Here is a 16,536-nt window from a genome sequence, read left to right as displayed (position 1 = left end):
AGAAAACAACGCAACTCCTGATGTGTTGGATGATTGCTGGAAAACTACTAGCTCATCATACTAGCGCAAGCCCGGCACCTCACTTGCGGTGAAGCGCCGGGCAAAGCTAAATCCCATAAGGTCACTACTGGTTGTCAGCAGCCGAGAAATCCATATCGAGCGAAGAAACGGCCCAGCCGATATGATTGTCGGAGCGCACGAATTTGACGGTGTACTCCTGCTCGCCGCCCTTGGACAGCGATGCCTTCACCTTAGCGGTCGTCTCGGTCATGGACTGATCCATGCCCTCGACGGACATGGTGGCACCCTGCGGAATCGAGGAGATGATCATCGACTTAGCGTCCTCGGACAGGCTCGAGGCCAGGCAAGACTCGGCCTTTGCGGTGTCACCGTCACCGGCAGCCTGGAACAGATCGGTAACGACAGACTCCTGAGACGGGAAGCCAAAGCCGCGCGTGTAGGCAAAGCCCAGACCGCCCGCGGCGATCAAAATGAGCAGAAGCAGCACGATGAAGACTTTGAGGCCCGTGTGGCGATGGCGGCGACGGACCTTGGCCTGCTTACGATCCTGACGGTCCTGCTGGACCATCTCGGACTCGGACAGCGTAAAGAAGCCGGTGTCCGAGGGATCGGGCATAAACTGACCGGTCGCGCCCGTAGGATCGAGCGGATCGACGGCAGGAGCGTCCATCGCGGGCGCCGGAGCCGTGGCCATAGCCGTCTGGGCAGACAGCGCAGCAAGCGAATCCTGCACGCGGGCAAGCTCATCGGCCTGCTCGGAGGTGAGCTGGTAGATGCCATCGGCAGTAGCGGCATTAAAGGCGTCGAGTGCGTCGGAGGGACGGCCGGCGGCAGAAAGCGCCTGACCCATGCCGGCGTTGAGCGCGCGCGTGTCGTCGCGGGGGCCGGCAAAGTCGATAGCCGTGCGATAAGTCTCCACGGCATCCGCCGGACGGCCGAGCTTAATGAAGCAACGACCGAGCTCGCCGAGTGCGGCGGCAGGAGCCGGATTGGCGCCGTCGATGGCAGCCTGACGGAAGGCGGTTCCCGCGTTGGCATAGTCGCCCGACTGGAACAGCGCATTGCCCAGGCCCAGATAGGCCTTGAACGGCGTGGCATAGGAAGCATCCTGCGTAGCGGCAGAGAAAGCCTGAGCGGCCGTCGTGTAGTCGCCCACGGCGGCGAGCGCCTTGCCGCGGTTGGTGAGCAGCGCGCCGCGCTTGCCGTAGGTACCGTCGTTGAGGGCGGCGGCATAGGCCTCGGCGGCCTCGGCATACATGCCAAGGTGCATCAAGGCGTTGCCACGAAGGTGATCGGCCTCGCCCATAATCTCATCGGGAGTCTTTGCCGCCCCAAGCATCTGGGCTGCAGCAGAAAAATCACCCGCGCGGTAAGCGGCGCGGCCCTGTTGGATCAGCTGGCTATTCAAGGAAGTCCCCTTTACTCGTGAACGATCTCGACATGGACGATCTCGTCGCCGGCACGCAGCTGCGAAATCACATCGAGACCCTCGACCGTGGTACCAAAGACGGTGTAACCGGAATCGAGGTTATGCTGGGCACCCAGGCAGAAGTAGAACTGCGAACCCGCGGAATCGGGGTCCATGGAGCGTGCCATGGCAAGGGCGCCATCGACATGGCTGTTGCGCGGATTGGTGGCAAACTCGCCCTTGATGCAGTAGCCGGGGCCACCGGTACCGGGCATACCGTCGGGGCCTTCAAGACCGGCAGCGACGTCGGCGCCGGACATGTCGCGGGTATTGGGGTCGCCGCCCTGGATAACAAAACCGGGCACATAGCGATGGAACTTAAGGCCATCATAGAAGCCCATCGTGGAAAGCTCGCAGAAGTTCGCGACATGAATGGGAGCGCCCTCGCCGTCAAACTTGACCTTGATGGTACCCTTCGACGTCTCGATTACGGCGCACTCGTCGCCGACAAGCTGATACTCGGGCGTGTAGAGCTCTTTCTTAAAACCAAACATGTGGTTCCTTCCTCGTGCGTTTAAAGCATATTTGTACGAATTGTAGCAATAAGCACGGGTTTACATCAATTGCGCACGTAGGTTATGCCGACTATGGCGAACTAATTTTAGGAACGCTGCTGCGGCTTCCAGGAACCCACATTGGCGTCGTACTGGTTCAGCGCGCTGTTGCCACCCTGCGCGATGGGCGCCAGGATCTCGCTTTGGTGGGAACTCATCGACTCGCCATCGGGAATGGCCAGCGAGATGTCCCAGCTCTGGCAGATCACGTCGACGCGCTCATACATCCACTCGGCAAGCTGCTTTAAGTGGGCGATGTCATCCGCATAGACCGTATCGTCCTGATACTTAAGATTGTTGAGCTCATTTTGCGTCTTTTTAATCTGGTCACGCAGGGCGTAGGCACTCTGCGACAGCTCCTGACGGGTGGACAGCGGCGTTCGGAGATAGCCGTTGTTAAAGGAATCGATGACCTCGCCGATCTGATCCTCGTCAGCATAGGACACGATGGTCTGATACAGACCGTCGAGCCTGGTATAGAGCTGATCATCGGTGAGCACGGTTTCTTCCTGGACCACCTCGGCAGAATCGTCCTGCTTGGTATCGTCCTCAGTGGCCTCGCCCTTTTGGCGCGTGGGGAAGGTCGTCTGCGCGGCCTGGCCAAACTGGTCGTAGAAGCCAGGCATGACACCCATAGGATCGGCCGTCACGAACCAATAGGCACCGCCGCAAACGACGGCAAGGACCGCGATGATAATGAGCGGCTTGGGGATATGACGCTTGTGCTTGTGATAGGCGTCCTCGTCGGGGTGCACCTTGCGCTTGGGTTTTTGAGCATCGTCATGCAGGGAAACGGGCATGGGAATATCGACCTTGGGGATACCGAAATCCTTATCGAAAGCTGGCAGCACGCAGGTATCATTGGGGTCGGCGGCGTCCGAAAGCACCGCAGCGGCAGAGGCCGGCGCATGCGGCACCTCGGTATCGATCTGCTCTTGCGTTAGGCGCGGAAAGCCCGCCGTGCGGCCCGCTGCCAGGTCGGATGCTGCCGCGTCCTTGGAGAGGATGCCCGGAGCGGGGCGTCCGCATTTGGGGCACGTACGATCATGCGGAGAAAGACGGGCACCGCAGCCCTCACAGAACACGAACTCGGTGTGCTCGGGACCATCGCCCGGACCCACATAGGCGTTGCAGTAGGGGCAGAACGAGGCGCCGTCCTCGATAGTCTTAAGGCAATGCGGGCAGATCACGGCATCCTCTTTTCGAAGCAATTCAAATAATCGAGGTTAGAGCATAACATCGCCACGGCCCCACAGGAGCAAGGCACCAATTCAACATCGCCAGGGCGCGTAGTTACTTCTTCTTTTTGCTCGGCATCGAGACTTTGATGCCTTGGGCGGACTTGGTTATGCGAGAGCGCTTGGCTCCGCTACCCTTCTTTTTCTTGGGCTGGACCTGGGCCACGCCCTCGAGTGCGCGGGCCTCGGCCTCACGAACGGTGCGAGCTTCGCGGCGCTGCGCCATGTCGGCGGCGACGCGCTTGGCAAAACGCTCGGCCGTCGAACCCGTCGAGCTCACCTTGCCGCCACCGCGACCCAGGTGGACGCGCACACCACGGCCAAATCCAGTTGCGGCATGACGACGACGCGGCTTGAGCGAATCCATCATCGTGGCGAGCTTAAAGAACACCGAGCAGGTAAAGACCACGATGACAGCCAAGATAACCATCTGGCCCATCGACAGGTTGGCAATAGACAGCAGCTCCGGGAATCCGATAACGCCCACCAGGATGCCGGCAACTACAAACACAAAGAGCGCCACACGTAAGGGCGTGAGGGGCTGCGAGATACGCCAGATCAGGCTGACGCTCGCCGCGCACGACGTAAGCAGGCACATCGTAGACAGCGTGAGCTGGTTAAAGCCAAACACGCGCGCCACAAAGATATCGAGCGCCGCGGCCAAAATGACCGCAATCGACGCCGGCAGTGCCCGCTTGAGCACGTTCGTCAGGAACGACCCCTTCACGCGAGCATTGTTGGGCTCCAGGCCCAACACAAAGCCCGGCGCGCCGATGCAGAAGAAGTTGATGAGCGTCATCTGAATCGGCTCGAAAGGGTACGGCGGCAGCGCGATGCACAGCGCCGCCAGGCCCATCGAGAACAGCGTCTTGGTCAAGAACAGCGAAGCCGAACGCTGCAGGTTGTTGATGGAGCGACGGCCCTCGGCCACCACGGCGGGCATCGAGGCAAAATCGTTGTCGACGAGTACGATCTCAGCAACGTTACGCGCGGCATCGGAGCCGGCCGCCATGGCGACGGAGCAGTCGGCCTCCTTGAGCGCCAGCACGTCGTTGACGCCGTCGCCCGTCATGGCCACGGTGTGCTCGCGGCGCTTGAGTGCCTGCACGAGCTCGCGCTTCTGCTGCGGGGTCACACGACCAAAAACATGGTAGCGGTCCACTGCGGCATCGAGCTTGGCCGGCGTATCGAGCGTCGTGGCGTCCACATAAGCGTCCGCCCCCGGCACGCCCACCACGCGCGCGATCGACGACACCGTACGCGGGTCGTCGCCACTGATCACGTTAAGGGCCACGCCCTGCTCGTTAAAGTAGCCGATGGTCTCGGCCGCCGAGGTACGAATCTCGTCGCGGATGGTCACAAAGCCCACGGGCTCGGCCTCGCCCACCATATCGCCATCGGGCGTAAAGCCGTCCACGCGCGCCACCACGAGCACGCGGCAGGTATCGGCAAGCTCGGCGACACGGTTCTCGACCTGGGCAAACGCACGATCAGAGAGCACAAACTGCGCCGCACCCATCACATAGGAGCCCTGCGCAAACGAGGCACCACTCCACTTTTTTGAGGACGAGAACGGAATGACCGACAGCGGCTCAGACACCTCGACCGGGCGATCGGCGTAATAGTTGAGCAGCGCCTGGCAGGTCTCGTTGGCATCGGCCGAGGTCGCACGCGCCACGTTAGCCAGCGCAAAATCGAGCACCGTGGTATCGACGGGAACGGCGGCGTCGCTCTCCCCCACACCCATACCCTCGACCGGTAGCGGATAGGTACCCTCGACCTCCATGCGACCCGACGTGATGGTGCCCGTCTTGTCCAGGCACAGCACGTCGACGCGCGCGAGCGTCTCGATGCAGTAGAGCTGCTGCGCCAGCACCTTGCGGCGGGCCAGGCGCACCGTGGCGATGGCGAGCACCGACGAGGTCAGCAGCACCAGGCCTTGCGGGATCATGCCCAGCAGAGCGCCCACCGTGGACAGCAGCGCCGACGAGGGCACGCGGCCGGCCAGCAGCTCGGAGAAGCACCACGAAAGCGCGCTATTGCCCGGGGTTCCCGCGGCATCCCACAGCTCGCTCACGCTCGAGGCAAACAACGCCAAACCGAGCGGGATCATGATGATGCTCGCAAAGCGCACGATGGCGTTAAGCGCGTTCATGATCTCGGAATTGACCTTTTTGACGTACTTGGCCTCGTTATTAATTTTGGCCACGTAGTTGTCGGCGCCGACATGGATCACGCGGGCGCGCAGCAGACCCGAGTCGATAAAGCTGCCGCTCATGAGCTCGGAACCGGGCTGTTTCTTAATAAGATCGCTCTCGCCCGTCAGCAGGCTCTCGTTCACGAGCGCCTCGCCCGAAACCACCACGGCGTCAGCGGGGATCTGGTCGCCGCGCCCCAGGCGGATGATGTCGTCGAGCACGATCTGGTCCAGGTCGAGCTCCACCTCGGAGCCGTCGCGCACCGCGATGGCCTTCTTGGAGGTCAGCAGCGTGAGCTTATCGACCATCTTCTTAGAGCGCATGGACTGGATGACACCGATGGCGGTATTGAGAAACACCACGAACAAAAACGTCAGGTTCTTAAACGACCCGGTCAAAATGACCAGGAACGCCAAGATCACGTTGATCAAATTGAACAGCGTGCAGAGGTTCTCGATGATGAGCTCTTTGACCGACTTGGTCTTGAGCTCCATGTTGCGGTTGATCTTACCGGCGGCGATGCGCTCCTCGACCTCGGCGGTCGAGAGTCCGCGCTCGATATCCGTTGCTGCCATACCACGTCCCATCACGTCGCGTCGGTATAAGAAAAACCGCCCGGACCATGCGAGGTTCGGACGGTCTCACGTTCGATGGTGCCCCATGTTGGATTCGAACCAACGGCCTTCTGCTCCGGAGGCAGACGCTCTAATCCCCTGAGCTAATAGGGCCAACGTTTGGCATTATACCCAAGTGCACCACGGGCTATCAAAATAAAAGAAAAAGCTTTGCAATTCCGAGGAAGACGCGGCGCAACGGCCCACTTTAGAAGGCAAAAGCGAGTCAGATAGTATAAACTCTCATGCACCATATATACACGGCTCGCGATGCGGGCCGTTTTTGCAAGGGTTATCCATCGAGGTGAGAGGCACACCATGATTGCAATTTTAAAAGAGAGCGCCAGCAACGAGGCCGTCAGCCATATCGTCAGCTGGATTGAGAAAAAGGGCCTGAAGACCGATGTCTCGCGCGGCGAGAATGAGACGATCATCGGCCTGGTGGGCGATACGACCAAGATCGACCCGTTCCTGCTCGAGTCCATGGATGTCGTCGAGCGCGTGCAGCGCGTCTCCGAGCCGTTCAAGCGCGCCAACCGCAAGTTCCATCCCGAGGACTCCGTCATCGACTGCGGCCACGGCGTCAAGATCGGCGGCGATCAGTTCCAGGTCATCGCCGGCCCGTGCTCCGTCGAGGGCGAGAACCTCATCCGCATCGCCCGCCGCGTGAAGGCCGCCGGTGCCACGATGCTGCGCGGCGGTGCCTACAAGCCCCGCACGTCCCCTTACGCCTACCAGGGCATGGGCCCCGCCGGTCTGGACCTGCTGTGCGAGGCGTCTGCCGAGCTCGACATGCCGATCGTCACCGAGATCATGGACCCGCGCGACGTGCAGGTCTTCCTGGACAAGAAAATCGACGTCATGCAGATCGGCGCCCGCAACGCCCAGAACTTCCCTCTGCTCAAAGAGGTCGGCAAGACCAAGACTCCGATCTTGCTTAAGCGCGGCATGTCCGGCACGATCGATGAGCTGCTCATGGCCGCCGAGTACATCATGAGCGAGGGCAACGACAACGTCATCCTGTGCGAGCGCGGCATCCGCACCTTCGAGACCCGCACCCGCAACACCTTCGACCTCAATGCCGTGCCGGTGCTGCACCACCTGTCGCACCTGCCCGTCGTCGCCGACCCCAGCCACGCCACCGGCTACACCCGCTACGTTGAGCCCATGGCGCTCGCCGCGACCGCCTGCGGTGCCAACGGCCTGGAGATCGAGGTCCACGACGAGCCCAGCCGCGCATGGTCCGACGGCGCTCAGGCCCTCACCCCCGATCAGTTCGACGACACCATGCGTCGCATCCGAGCCATCCGCGAGGTTGTCTGCCAAGAGACCATGGAGTAGCCCATGGGTACAGTGAGAAACGCGCGCGTTAACCAGGGCGGCCCCAAGTGCGCCGGCATCGTCGGCCTTGGCCTCATCGGCGGCAGCTTTGCCCGCGGCTATGCGCAGGCGGGCGTCCGCGTGCTGGCCTGGGATCCCGATGACGATGTCATGACGGCTGCCAGCATGGGCACCGTTGCCGGCGAGCTCAACGACGAGACGCTCGGCGAATGCGACATCATCGTCCTGGCTTGCTACCCCGAAGCCTGCATCGAGTGGCTCGAGGCACACGCCCAGGCACTCGCCGACGCCACCGATACCGAGGCCATCATGGGCCCCGTGGTAATTGACACGGTGGGCGTCAAGGGTATCGTGTGCGAGCGCGCCTTTGAGCTTGCCCGCGAGCACGGCTTTTACTTTGTGGGCGCGCACCCCATGGCGGGCACGCAGTACTCGGGCTATGCACACTCCCGCGCCGACCTGTTCCAGGGCGCCCCGCTGGTGCTCGTACCGCCCGCGGTGGACGATGCGCTCAAGCTGGAGCTTTTGGGCCAGGTGCGCGAGATGGTGCGCCCCTTGGGCTTTGGCAAGTTCAGCGTGACCAGCGCCGCCGAGCACGACCGTGTCATCGCCTTCACGAGCCAGCTTGCGCACGTGGTATCCAACGCCTACGTCAAAAGCCCCACTGCCCAGGTCCACCACGGCTTTTCGGCCGGTAGCTACCGCGATCTCACCCGCGTGGCGCACCTCAACCCCCAGATGTGGTCCGAGCTCATGATCGACGACGCCAATGCGCTCGCCTTCGAGATCGACCATCTGATCGAATCGCTCGGCGCCTACAGCCGCGCCCTTAAAGACCGCGACCAGCGCTATCTGGAGAATCTCCTTGCCGAGGGCGACCGAATTAAGCGCGCACTCGACGACGAGGCCTCCCACTAGACCACCCATCACGCCAGGTCGAAAGGACCGAAGCTTATGGCGATTACCATCGATATCGACACCGCACGCCCCTACCAGGTGCATGTTGGCACGTTTTTGCTGGAGCAGGCGGGACCGCTCGTGCGCGCCACTGCCGGCGGCACCAAGGCCGTCATCGTTACGGACACCAACGTGGGCCCACTCTACCAGATGCCCGTTAAGCAGAGCCTGGAGGCGTCAGGCTACGAGGTGAGCATCTGCACCTTCGAGGCCGGCGAGGCCCATAAACGCGCCGAGACCTACGTTGCCATTTTGGAGTTTGTGGCCGAGCACGAGCCTTCGCGCTCCGACGTGATCGTGGCACTCGGCGGCGGCGTCGTGGGCGACGTGGCGGGCTTTGTGGCCGCCACCTACATGCGCGGCTGCAAGTTTGTGCAGATCCCGACGAGCCTGCTCGCCATGGTGGATTCGTCGGTGGGCGGCAAGACCGCCATCGATCTGGCTGCCGGCAAGAACCTGGCCGGCGCCTTTTGGCAGCCGAGCGTGGTTATCGCCGACGTGGGGTGCCTAGCCACCCTCACGCCCGAGCAGTTCGCCGATGGCTGCGGCGAGGTCATCAAGCACGCCGTGATCGCCGACCCGGAGCTTTTCGCCGAGCTGGAGAAGACTCCGCTCACGCTGGAGCTGCTCAACCGCGATGTGGCCCGCGTAGCGCTCATCATAGCCCGCAATATCGACATCAAGCGCGCCGTGGTCGTCGCCGACGAGCGCGAAACCAACCAGCGCAAGCTCCTCAACTTTGGACACAGCGCCGGACACGCCGTCGAGGCCTGCGAGCACTTTGAACTCGGACACGGCAACTGCGTGTCGATCGGCATGGGCATCATCACGCGCGCCGCGGCCCTGCACGGCGTTTGCGATGCTGCACTGCCCGGTCGTATTGAGGAGCTCTGCGCCCGCCATGGCCTCAAGACCCGCTGCGACCTAGATGCCGATGCCGTCTTTGCCGAGGCGCTCCACGACAAGAAGCGCGCGGGCGACACCATCGACCTGGTGATTCCGCACGGCATTGGCCGCTGCAGCATCGACCGCACGCCACTTTCCACTTTCCACGAACTCATTGCCGAGGGCCTCGGCCAGAAGGGAGACGCATCCGCATGCTAGCCCGCATCACCCCGTCCCCGCTCAAGGGCACCGTTCCCGCCATCGCGTCCAAGTCGATGGCGCATCGCCTCATCATCTGCGCTGCGCTCGCCAACGGCGAGACGCACGTCACCTGCAACACCACCTGCGCCGACATCGAGGCCACGGTGCGTTGCCTTACGGCCCTGGGTGCTCGCATCGAGACCGTCGAGGACGGCTTCCAGGTCCACCCCACCATGAAGAGTGTTGAGTTTGGCCTGCTCAAGGCCCTTGCCGGCGGCACGCTTGACTGCGGTGAAAGCGGCTCCACGCTCCGCTTTATGCTGCCTGTCGCCTGCGCGCTGGGTGCAGAAGCAACTTTTGTGGGTCAGGGGCGCTTGGGCGCCCGCCCGCTCTCCCCGCTCTCGGACGAGATCATCGCCGCCGGCTGCGACCTACAGGGTCTGGGCGGTTTTCCGCTCAAGACGAGCGGCCGCATGCGCCCGGGCACCTTTGTGCTTCCGGGCAACGTGAGCTCGCAGTATATCTCCGGCCTTCTGCTGGCAGCCCCGCTGCTGGCCCAGCCCTCCTGCGTGCAGGTAACCGGCCTCATTGAGAGCCGTCCCTACATCAACCTGACGATCCAGGCCATGAAGGCCTTTGGCGTCGAGGTCAACGTCGAGCGTATTCCGGCCAAGGACGGCCAGCCCGAGGTCACGAACTTCCGCGTGAGCAGCGGCTCGTACCGCACGCCCGGCAGCGTAGCCGTCGAGGGCGACTGGTCCAACGCCGCCTTTTGGCTGTGCGCCGGTGCCATCGGCAACGACCCCATCACCGTCGAGGGCGTGTCGCTGAGCTCCGCACAGGGCGACCGTAACGTGCTTGCCGCGCTTTCGCGCTTTGGCGCCCGCATCGTGCGCTCCACCAACGCCGCCACCGTGCAGTCCGACAAGCTCGCCGGCTTTGAGATGAGTGCCCACGACATTCCGGACCTGGTGCCCGTCATCTCGGCCGTGGCCTCACTGGCACAGGGCCGCACCTTTATCCGCGATTGCGCCCGTCTGCGCATCAAGGAATCCGACCGCCTGGTCACCACCACCCGCGAGCTCACCGCGCTGGGCGCGCAGGTGCGCATTGCCGGCGATGACCTCATCATCAAGGGTGTCGATGCCTTCACCGGCGGCGAGGTCGATTCGCACAACGACCACCGCATCGCCATGATGGCCGCTATCGCCGCGAGCCGCGCCGCCGGCGAGGTCGTGATCCACGGCGCCGAGGCCGTCAACAAGTCCTATCCCGATTTCTTCGACCACTACCGCCTGCTGGGCGGCAAGGTCACACTCGAGGAGGAATAGCATGTCCTCGACCTTTGGCAACGTCTTGCACGTAAGCATCTTCGGCCAGTCGCACTCCCCCGCCATCGGCTGCTCGCTCGATGGCGTCCCCGCCGGCATCGCCGTTGACCAAGAAGCGCTGCAGGCCTTTTTGAACCGTCGCGCCCCCGGTCGCGACGAGACCGCGACCAAGCGCCGCGAGGCCGACGCCGCCCAAATCATCGCCGGCGTGGTCGATGGGCACACCACCGGCGCGCCCATTGCCGCGATTATCGAGAACACCAACACGCGCTCCAAGGATTACTCCGAGCTGCGCCGCAAGCCCCGTCCGGGACATGCGGACTTCCCTGCGCGCATGAAGTATCACAACATGCACGATGTCGCCGGCGGCGGGCACTTTTCCGGCCGCCTAACAGCACCCTTATGCATCGCGGGCGGCATCGCGCTGCAGGCACTTGAGGCCCGCGGCATTAAGGTCATGGCGCATGTGGCGCAGATCGGCGGCATCTCCGACCTGCCGATGGACGATATGGTCTATCGCGAGGCCGACCGCAAGGCGATCCTGACGAACGATCTTCCTTGCATTGACGCCGCCGCAGCCGGCCGCATGCGCGAGGAAATCCTAGCCGCGCGCGACGAACTCGACAGCATCGGCGGCATCGTGGAGTGCGGCATTTACGGGCTTCCCGCGGGCATCGGCGACCCCATGTTCGACGGCATCGAGAACCGCATCGCGCAGATCGCGTTTGGCATTCCCGCCGTAAAGGGCGTGGAGTTTGGCATGGGCTTTGCCGTGGCCGCCATGCGCGGCAGCGAGAACAATGATCCGTATCGCATCGATGCCGAGACCGGCGAGATCGAGGTCGAGTCCAACAACGCCGGCGGCATCCTGGGCGGTATTTCGACCGGCGCGCCCGTCATGTGGCGCATGGCCGTAAAGCCGACGCCCTCCATTGGTCGTGAGCAGCAGACGGTGGACATGGACGCTATGGAAAATGCCGAGCTCTCGGTCCACGGCCGCCACGATCCCTGCATCGTCCCCCGAGCCGTCCCCGTAGCCGAAGCAGCCGCCGCCCTCGCGATTTGGGACGCTCTCCTCGAGGACGCAGGCCAGCTCTAAAAATCTCCGGGGGCCAACTCCGGCCCCCACGCCCACCCAGTGATTTTTCTGGGACGGGGATTAAAAAATCATTGTGTACCTAATGATTTTTTAATCCCCGTCCCAGAAAAATCACCGACTCGTGAAAGGGGTCTCCATGGACCTTGCCGATATTCGTCAGGCCATCGATGGCATCGACACCACGCTCCTCAACAGCTTTGTCGAGCGCATGGACATTGCCACCGAGGTCGCCAAGTCAAAAATCGAGATGGGCAAGGCCGTCTTCGACCCCGCCCGTGAGCGCTCCAAGCTCAACAACCTTGCCAGCCGCGCGCCCGAGCGCTACGAGGCGCAGACCATCACCCTGTTCCGCCTCCTCATGAGCATGAGCAAGGCCGAGCAGCAGCGCTACATCAACGAGCTCAAGGGCATCACCGTCTCACAAAAGGCCCACGCCACGGCCGTGGCCTTTGACACGCCCTTCCCCCAGACGGCTACCGTCGCCTGCCAGGGCGTTGAGGGCGCTTACAGTCAAATCGCCGCGTGCAAACTCTTCGACGTGCCCGATATTGCGTTCTTCGAGACCTTCGAAGGCGTTATGCGAGCCGTGCGCGACGGCTTCTGCGAGTTTGGCGTGCTGCCCATCGAAAACTCCACCGCCGGCTCGGTCAACGCCGTCTACGACCTGCTCGCCCAGTTCGACTTCCACATCGTGCGCTCGCTGCGCCTCAAGATCGACCACAACTTGCTCGTCAAGCCCGGCACCAAGCTCGCGGGCATACGCGAGGTCTACAGCCACGGTCAGGCCATCGCGCAGTGCGCTGGCTTTATCGAGGCGCACGGCCTGCACGCCACCAAGTACCCCAACACCGCCATGTCGGCCGAGATGGTCGCCAGCTCCGAGCGCACCGATGTTGCCGCCATCGCATCGCGCAGCTGCGCCGCACTCTACGGCCTGGAGGTACTGGAGCCCAACATCCAGGACTCGGACAACAACTACACGCGCTTTGTCGTCATCAGCCGCGAGCCACGCGTCTACCCCGGCGCCAACCGCACCTCGCTCATGATTACCACGGCCAACGAGCCGGGCGCGCTCTATCGCGTACTCGAGCGCTTCTACGCGCTCAATATCAACCTCATCAAGCTCGAGAGCCGCCCCATCCCCGGGCACGACTTTGAGTTTATGTTCTACTTTGACCTGGACTGCCCCTTTGGCAGCAAGGCCCTCAATGACCTGCTCGATTCCATCGACGACGTGTGCGAGAGCTTCACCTACTTTGGCAGTTACACGGAGGTGCTCTAGATGACCGATGTCGCCGCAACCCGCCCCTACGGCGTGCTGGGCCGCGTGCTGGGCCACAGCTACACCCCGACCATCTACAAGGAGCTCGCGGGGCTCGAGTACGTACGATTTGAGCGCGAGCCCGAGGACCTCCAGGCTTTTATGACGGGTGACGAATGGGAGGGCACCAACGTGACCATCCCCTACAAGCGCGCCGTCATGGAATACCTGGACGAGCTGAGTCCACTCGCCGAGCGTATGGGAAACGTCAACACCATCACGCGCCTGCCCGACGGCCGCCTGCGCGGCGACAACACCGACTACTTTGGTTTTCAGTGTCTGGTCGAGGAGTTGGGCGTAGAGGTTGCCGGCAAGAAGGCCCTCGTGCTCGGTGCCACCGGTGGCGCCGGCACCACTGCCAGCATGGTGCTCGGCGACCTGGGCGCCATCGTCGTGCCGGTCGGCCGCACGAGCGAAGTCAACTACGACAACATCGCGCAGCAGTCCGACGCCGCACTGCTCGTCAACTGCACGCCCGCCGGCATGTTCCCCCACTGTCCCGATGCCCCCTGCACGCTCGAGGGGCTCGATGCGCTCGAAGGCGTCATCGACATTGTCTACAACCCTGCACGCACGGGCCTGATGCTCGAGGCCGAGCGCCGCGGCATCCCCTGCATAGGCGGCCTGCTGATGCTCGTGGCCCAGGCGGTGCAAGCCGTTGAGCGCTACACCGGCCAGGTCACTTCGCGTGAGCGCATTCTGGACGTAACGGAGCGCCTGTCACGCCGCGAACAGAACATCGCGCTGATCGGTATGCCGGGCTCGGGCAAGACCCGCGTGGGCGAGCAGATTGCCCTGCTCACGGGGCGAGAGCACATCGACCTGGACCGCGCCCTCGAGGAGCGCCTGGGCATGCCCTGCGCCGACTTTATCGTCGAGCGCGGCGAGGCGGCCTTCCGCGAACAGGAGACGGCGGCGCTGGCCGGCATCTCCAAGCGCAGCGGCCTGGTGCTTTCCACGGGCGGCGGCGTGGTCACGCGCGACGAGAACTACCCGCTACTGCACCAGAACAGCCAGATCGTGATGCTCAACCGTAAGCTCGACGAACTCGCCCACAAGGGTCGCCCCATCACCGCCCGCGATGGCATCGACAAGCTGGCCGAGCAGCGCATGCCGCGCTACCGCGCCTGGGCCGACTACATCATCGACTCACGCGACTGCGCTGCCAACACCGCCCAAGCCCTCCTCGACACCCTCCCATCCGCTCTCTAACCAAAACCACCACAAAGGGGACAGGCACCTATGTGGCGGTTTCTCGACCGCAAAGGAAGCAAACATGAAAGCACTCGTCATCAACGGCCCCAACCTCAACATGCTCGGCATTCGCGAGCCGGGCATCTATGGCAGCGACAACTACGACCGCCTAGTGCAGATCTGCCAGGAAGCGGGCGCCGCACAGGGCTTCGACGAGGTCGAGGTTTTCCAGTCCAACCACGAGGGCAGCATCGTCGACAAGATCCAGGAGGCCTACGGCAAGGTCGACGGCATCGTCATCAACCCGGCGGCATACACGCATACGAGCGTGGCGATCCTCGACGCCCTCAAGGCCGTCGCCATCCCTGCCGTCGAGGTACACATCAGCGCCGTAGAGACGCGCGAGGACTTCCGCCAGGTGAGCTACGCCCGCTTGGCCTGCTTCGCCACCATCACCGGCGAAGGCCTCCAAGGCTACGCCCACGCGTTGGAGCTGCTGAAAAAGCATCTCGTAAAGTAGCGTCGCGGATCAATTTATTAGCACCGATTCACACGAACAGAACTCCAGCGCCGGCAGCAGCGACCTCGCTGCTGCCGACATTTAATTACTGGCATATAATCGTTGCAGTCACACAACGTCTGGAGACCCACATGCTGAGTATTCACCTGGGGGATTTCCCCGGTTCCATCTACGATACCGAAACCTATTTTAGGAACTCATACTTGGACTCATGGTTCGAAGACCCTATGGCCGCACAGATGATTAAAAGCGTGGACGGATCAGAGCTCATCGGCCCCCACAACATCATCAGCAAACAGCTCGGTTCGATTACGCCCCTCGAGCTTTCCGGCGGCGTTAAGACGCTGCTGCTGATGCGCAATCTACCAAACATGGTGTTTAATGCATCCACTTGCGGAGATAACTGCGCCCGCTGGCTGCTCAAAATTGGCAAAGAGCAGGATGTGCTGGTAACCCTTTACCACATCATGAAATTCCCCTGGAAGCATTTTGAGATTCGCATTAATAACGATGGCCGCATCGTCAGGAACATGCAGGAGCTTGTCGGCGCCACGAATGACTTTTTGGATGTTGATGAATAATGAAGGGAACACACACCGTTGTCGTGGAGCGCGCAAAAGTCAAATACACGCTCACCTTTAAACGCAATATTTCCTTCATCCGCGGCAACAGCGGCACGGGCAAAACGACACTCATCTCGATGATTCGCGACTACAACGATCGTGGACCGGAGAGCGGCGTCACGCTCAGCTGCGACGTACCTTGCGAAACGCTTTCCGGCAGACGCTGGGAGCGCGAGCTGTCGATCATCGAAGATTCAATCGTCTTTCTAGATGAGGGCAACGAGTTTATCTACTCAAAGGACTTCGCCAAAGCCGTAAACGGCTCGTCCAACTATTTTGTTCTGATATCTCGTCGCGATGCCAACGAGCTCCCCTACAGCGTCGACGAGATCCTAAAGCTAGTCAACACCACAAGCAAGACAATTAATGGCCGCAAGAGCGACAGACGCTTCTACTCGGTGACCAAGCCGCTATATGACCACACGGCAAGCATGTTGTATCAGGATCTAAATGTTGGATTCGAGATACCCGACGCCGCAGTTGTCGAGGACAGCAAATCGGGTTATCAATTCTACAGCGCCCTTTGCAACCGACTGGGAATCCCATGCTATTCCGCCACCGGCGTAGCAAACCTAAAACGAACGATTCACGAATGTCCCGAGCAAAACATCCTTGCCATAGGAGACGGCGCAGCGTTTGGCCCCTACATCGAAAAGGTGCTGGGACAGCGCGTTTACAAGAACGTTCGTCTGTTTCTCCCGGAATCATTTGAGTGGACGCTTCTGCAATCCGGCCTCATCCCCAGCAACGACATTCCTATGATTCTCGAGGACCCATCGAGCTACATCGAAAGCCGTGACTATCTGAGCTGGGAGCGATTCTTTACCGACGTGCTGATCAAATACTCGGCAGACACTCGCTATGCCTACAAAAAGGCAAAGCTCAACGAGCAGTATCTCAAGCCACAAGCGATGAATGCAGTTACAAGCGTCTTGCCCGAGTGCCTGAGGGCAGACTAGATACGGCGGGGA

The 16,536-nt window shown here is 62.0% G+C and carries 14 protein-coding genes and 1 tRNA gene; 10 read left to right on the top strand and 5 right to left on the bottom strand.

What is annotated here, in order from left to right:
* Nucleotides 1-124: 124 nt before the first annotated feature.
* The 5 genes from CHY22_RS08230 to CHY22_RS08210 all read right to left on the bottom strand — a co-directional run bounded on the left by CHY22_RS08230 (nucleotide 125) and on the right by CHY22_RS08210 (nucleotide 6,207).
* Nucleotides 125-1,429: a tetratricopeptide repeat protein gene (locus CHY22_RS08230; RefSeq protein ID WP_233502854.1), complete on the bottom strand. Its 1,305-nt coding sequence runs from the start codon at nucleotides 1,427-1,429 to the stop codon at nucleotides 125-127.
* 11 nt (nucleotides 1,430-1,440) lie between these two features.
* Nucleotides 1,441-1,983, bottom strand: coding sequence for a peptidylprolyl isomerase (locus tag CHY22_RS08225; RefSeq protein ID WP_055249980.1), 543 nt, complete (start codon nucleotides 1,981-1,983; stop codon nucleotides 1,441-1,443).
* A gap of 107 nt (nucleotides 1,984-2,090) precedes the next feature.
* The gene (locus tag CHY22_RS08220; RefSeq protein WP_158551198.1) at nucleotides 2,091-3,233 is read right to left on the bottom strand and encodes a zinc ribbon domain-containing protein; all 1,143 of its coding nucleotides are present in this window, start codon (nucleotides 3,231-3,233) and stop codon (nucleotides 2,091-2,093) included.
* A gap of 103 nt (nucleotides 3,234-3,336) precedes the next feature.
* Nucleotides 3,337-6,054 carry an HAD-IC family P-type ATPase gene (locus tag CHY22_RS08215; protein ID WP_089573435.1) on the bottom strand — a complete coding sequence of 906 codons (2,718 nt, stop codon included), beginning with the start codon at nucleotides 6,052-6,054 and terminating at the stop codon, nucleotides 3,337-3,339.
* Between the two features lie 76 nt (nucleotides 6,055-6,130).
* Nucleotides 6,131-6,207 (bottom strand) — tRNA-Arg (locus CHY22_RS08210).
* A gap of 204 nt (nucleotides 6,208-6,411) precedes the next feature.
* Between CHY22_RS08210 and aroF the strand changes: the two genes are divergently transcribed.
* The 10 genes from aroF (at nucleotide 6,412) to CHY22_RS08160 (ending at nucleotide 16,524) form a co-directional block, all read left to right on the top strand.
* On the top strand, nucleotides 6,412-7,434 hold the full coding sequence (gene aroF / locus CHY22_RS08205) for a 3-deoxy-7-phosphoheptulonate synthase (protein ID WP_089573434.1): 1,023 nt from the start codon (nucleotides 6,412-6,414) through the stop codon (nucleotides 7,432-7,434).
* A 3-nt stretch (nucleotides 7,435-7,437) separates the two neighbouring features.
* Nucleotides 7,438-8,352: a prephenate dehydrogenase/arogenate dehydrogenase family protein gene (locus CHY22_RS08200; protein WP_089573433.1), complete on the top strand. Its 915-nt coding sequence runs from the start codon at nucleotides 7,438-7,440 to the stop codon at nucleotides 8,350-8,352.
* Nucleotides 8,353-8,388: 36 nt separating this feature from the next.
* A complete protein-coding gene (gene aroB, locus CHY22_RS08195) occupies nucleotides 8,389-9,495 on the top strand; it encodes a 3-dehydroquinate synthase (RefSeq protein ID WP_089573432.1) in 1,107 nt (368 codons plus the stop codon).
* Entirely contained in the window at nucleotides 9,489-10,808 is a 1,320-nt protein-coding gene (aroA, locus tag CHY22_RS08190; protein ID WP_089573431.1) for a 3-phosphoshikimate 1-carboxyvinyltransferase, read from the top strand. Before aroB ends, aroA begins: the two co-directional genes overlap by 7 nt.
* Before the next feature lies 1 nt (nucleotide 10,809).
* On the top strand, nucleotides 10,810-11,907 hold the full coding sequence (gene aroC, locus CHY22_RS08185; protein ID WP_089573430.1) for a chorismate synthase: 1,098 nt from the start codon (nucleotides 10,810-10,812) through the stop codon (nucleotides 11,905-11,907).
* Nucleotides 11,908-12,043: 136 nt separating this feature from the next.
* The gene (gene pheA / locus CHY22_RS08180) at nucleotides 12,044-13,189 is read left to right on the top strand and encodes a prephenate dehydratase (RefSeq protein WP_089573429.1); all 1,146 of its coding nucleotides are present in this window, start codon (nucleotides 12,044-12,046) and stop codon (nucleotides 13,187-13,189) included.
* Nucleotides 13,190-14,440 (top strand): shikimate kinase, encoded by a 1,251-nt coding sequence (locus CHY22_RS08175; protein ID WP_089573428.1) that lies wholly within the window; start codon nucleotides 13,190-13,192, stop codon nucleotides 14,438-14,440. It begins immediately after the preceding gene.
* Nucleotides 14,441-14,504: 64 nt separating this feature from the next.
* The gene (aroQ, locus tag CHY22_RS08170; RefSeq protein ID WP_089573427.1) at nucleotides 14,505-14,942 is read left to right on the top strand and encodes a type II 3-dehydroquinate dehydratase; all 438 of its coding nucleotides are present in this window, start codon (nucleotides 14,505-14,507) and stop codon (nucleotides 14,940-14,942) included.
* Between the two features lie 131 nt (nucleotides 14,943-15,073).
* Nucleotides 15,074-15,523 carry a DUF4869 domain-containing protein gene (locus CHY22_RS08165; RefSeq protein ID WP_089573426.1) on the top strand — a complete coding sequence of 150 codons (450 nt, stop codon included), beginning with the start codon at nucleotides 15,074-15,076 and terminating at the stop codon, nucleotides 15,521-15,523.
* Nucleotides 15,523-16,524: a hypothetical protein gene (locus tag CHY22_RS08160; RefSeq protein ID WP_089573425.1), complete on the top strand. Its 1,002-nt coding sequence runs from the start codon at nucleotides 15,523-15,525 to the stop codon at nucleotides 16,522-16,524. The genes CHY22_RS08165 and CHY22_RS08160 overlap by 1 nt, the downstream gene beginning before the upstream one ends.
* Nucleotides 16,525-16,536 lie beyond the last annotated feature (12 nt).

The sequence above is a fragment of the Collinsella sp. TF06-26 genome, assembly GCF_002232035.1.
Lineage (GTDB): Bacteria > Actinomycetota > Coriobacteriia > Coriobacteriales > Coriobacteriaceae > Collinsella.
Note: the sequence above shows the minus strand (reverse complement) of the source record. Positions and strands in the feature narration are given on the sequence as shown.

Coding starts and splice junctions, on each gene's coding strand:
- pheA (WP_089573429.1), top strand. CDS start 12,044: ATGGACCTTGCCGATATTCGTCAGGCCATCGATGGCATCGACACCACG.
- aroQ (WP_089573427.1), top strand. CDS start 14,505: ATGAAAGCACTCGTCATCAACGGCCCCAACCTCAACATGCTCGGCATT.
- aroF (WP_089573434.1), top strand. CDS start 6,412: ATGATTGCAATTTTAAAAGAGAGCGCCAGCAACGAGGCCGTCAGCCAT.
- CHY22_RS08175 (WP_089573428.1), top strand. CDS start 13,190: ATGACCGATGTCGCCGCAACCCGCCCCTACGGCGTGCTGGGCCGCGTG.
- aroA (WP_089573431.1), top strand. CDS start 9,489: ATGCTAGCCCGCATCACCCCGTCCCCGCTCAAGGGCACCGTTCCCGCC.
- CHY22_RS08200 (WP_089573433.1), top strand. CDS start 7,438: ATGGGTACAGTGAGAAACGCGCGCGTTAACCAGGGCGGCCCCAAGTGC.
- aroC (WP_089573430.1), top strand. CDS start 10,810: ATGTCCTCGACCTTTGGCAACGTCTTGCACGTAAGCATCTTCGGCCAG.
- CHY22_RS08215 (WP_089573435.1), bottom strand. CDS start 6,054: ATGGCAGCAACGGATATCGAGCGCGGACTCTCGACCGCCGAGGTCGAG.
- CHY22_RS08165 (WP_089573426.1), top strand. CDS start 15,074: ATGCTGAGTATTCACCTGGGGGATTTCCCCGGTTCCATCTACGATACC.
- aroB (WP_089573432.1), top strand. CDS start 8,389: ATGGCGATTACCATCGATATCGACACCGCACGCCCCTACCAGGTGCAT.
- CHY22_RS08225 (WP_055249980.1), bottom strand. CDS start 1,983: ATGTTTGGTTTTAAGAAAGAGCTCTACACGCCCGAGTATCAGCTTGTC.
- CHY22_RS08160 (WP_089573425.1), top strand. CDS start 15,523: ATGAAGGGAACACACACCGTTGTCGTGGAGCGCGCAAAAGTCAAATAC.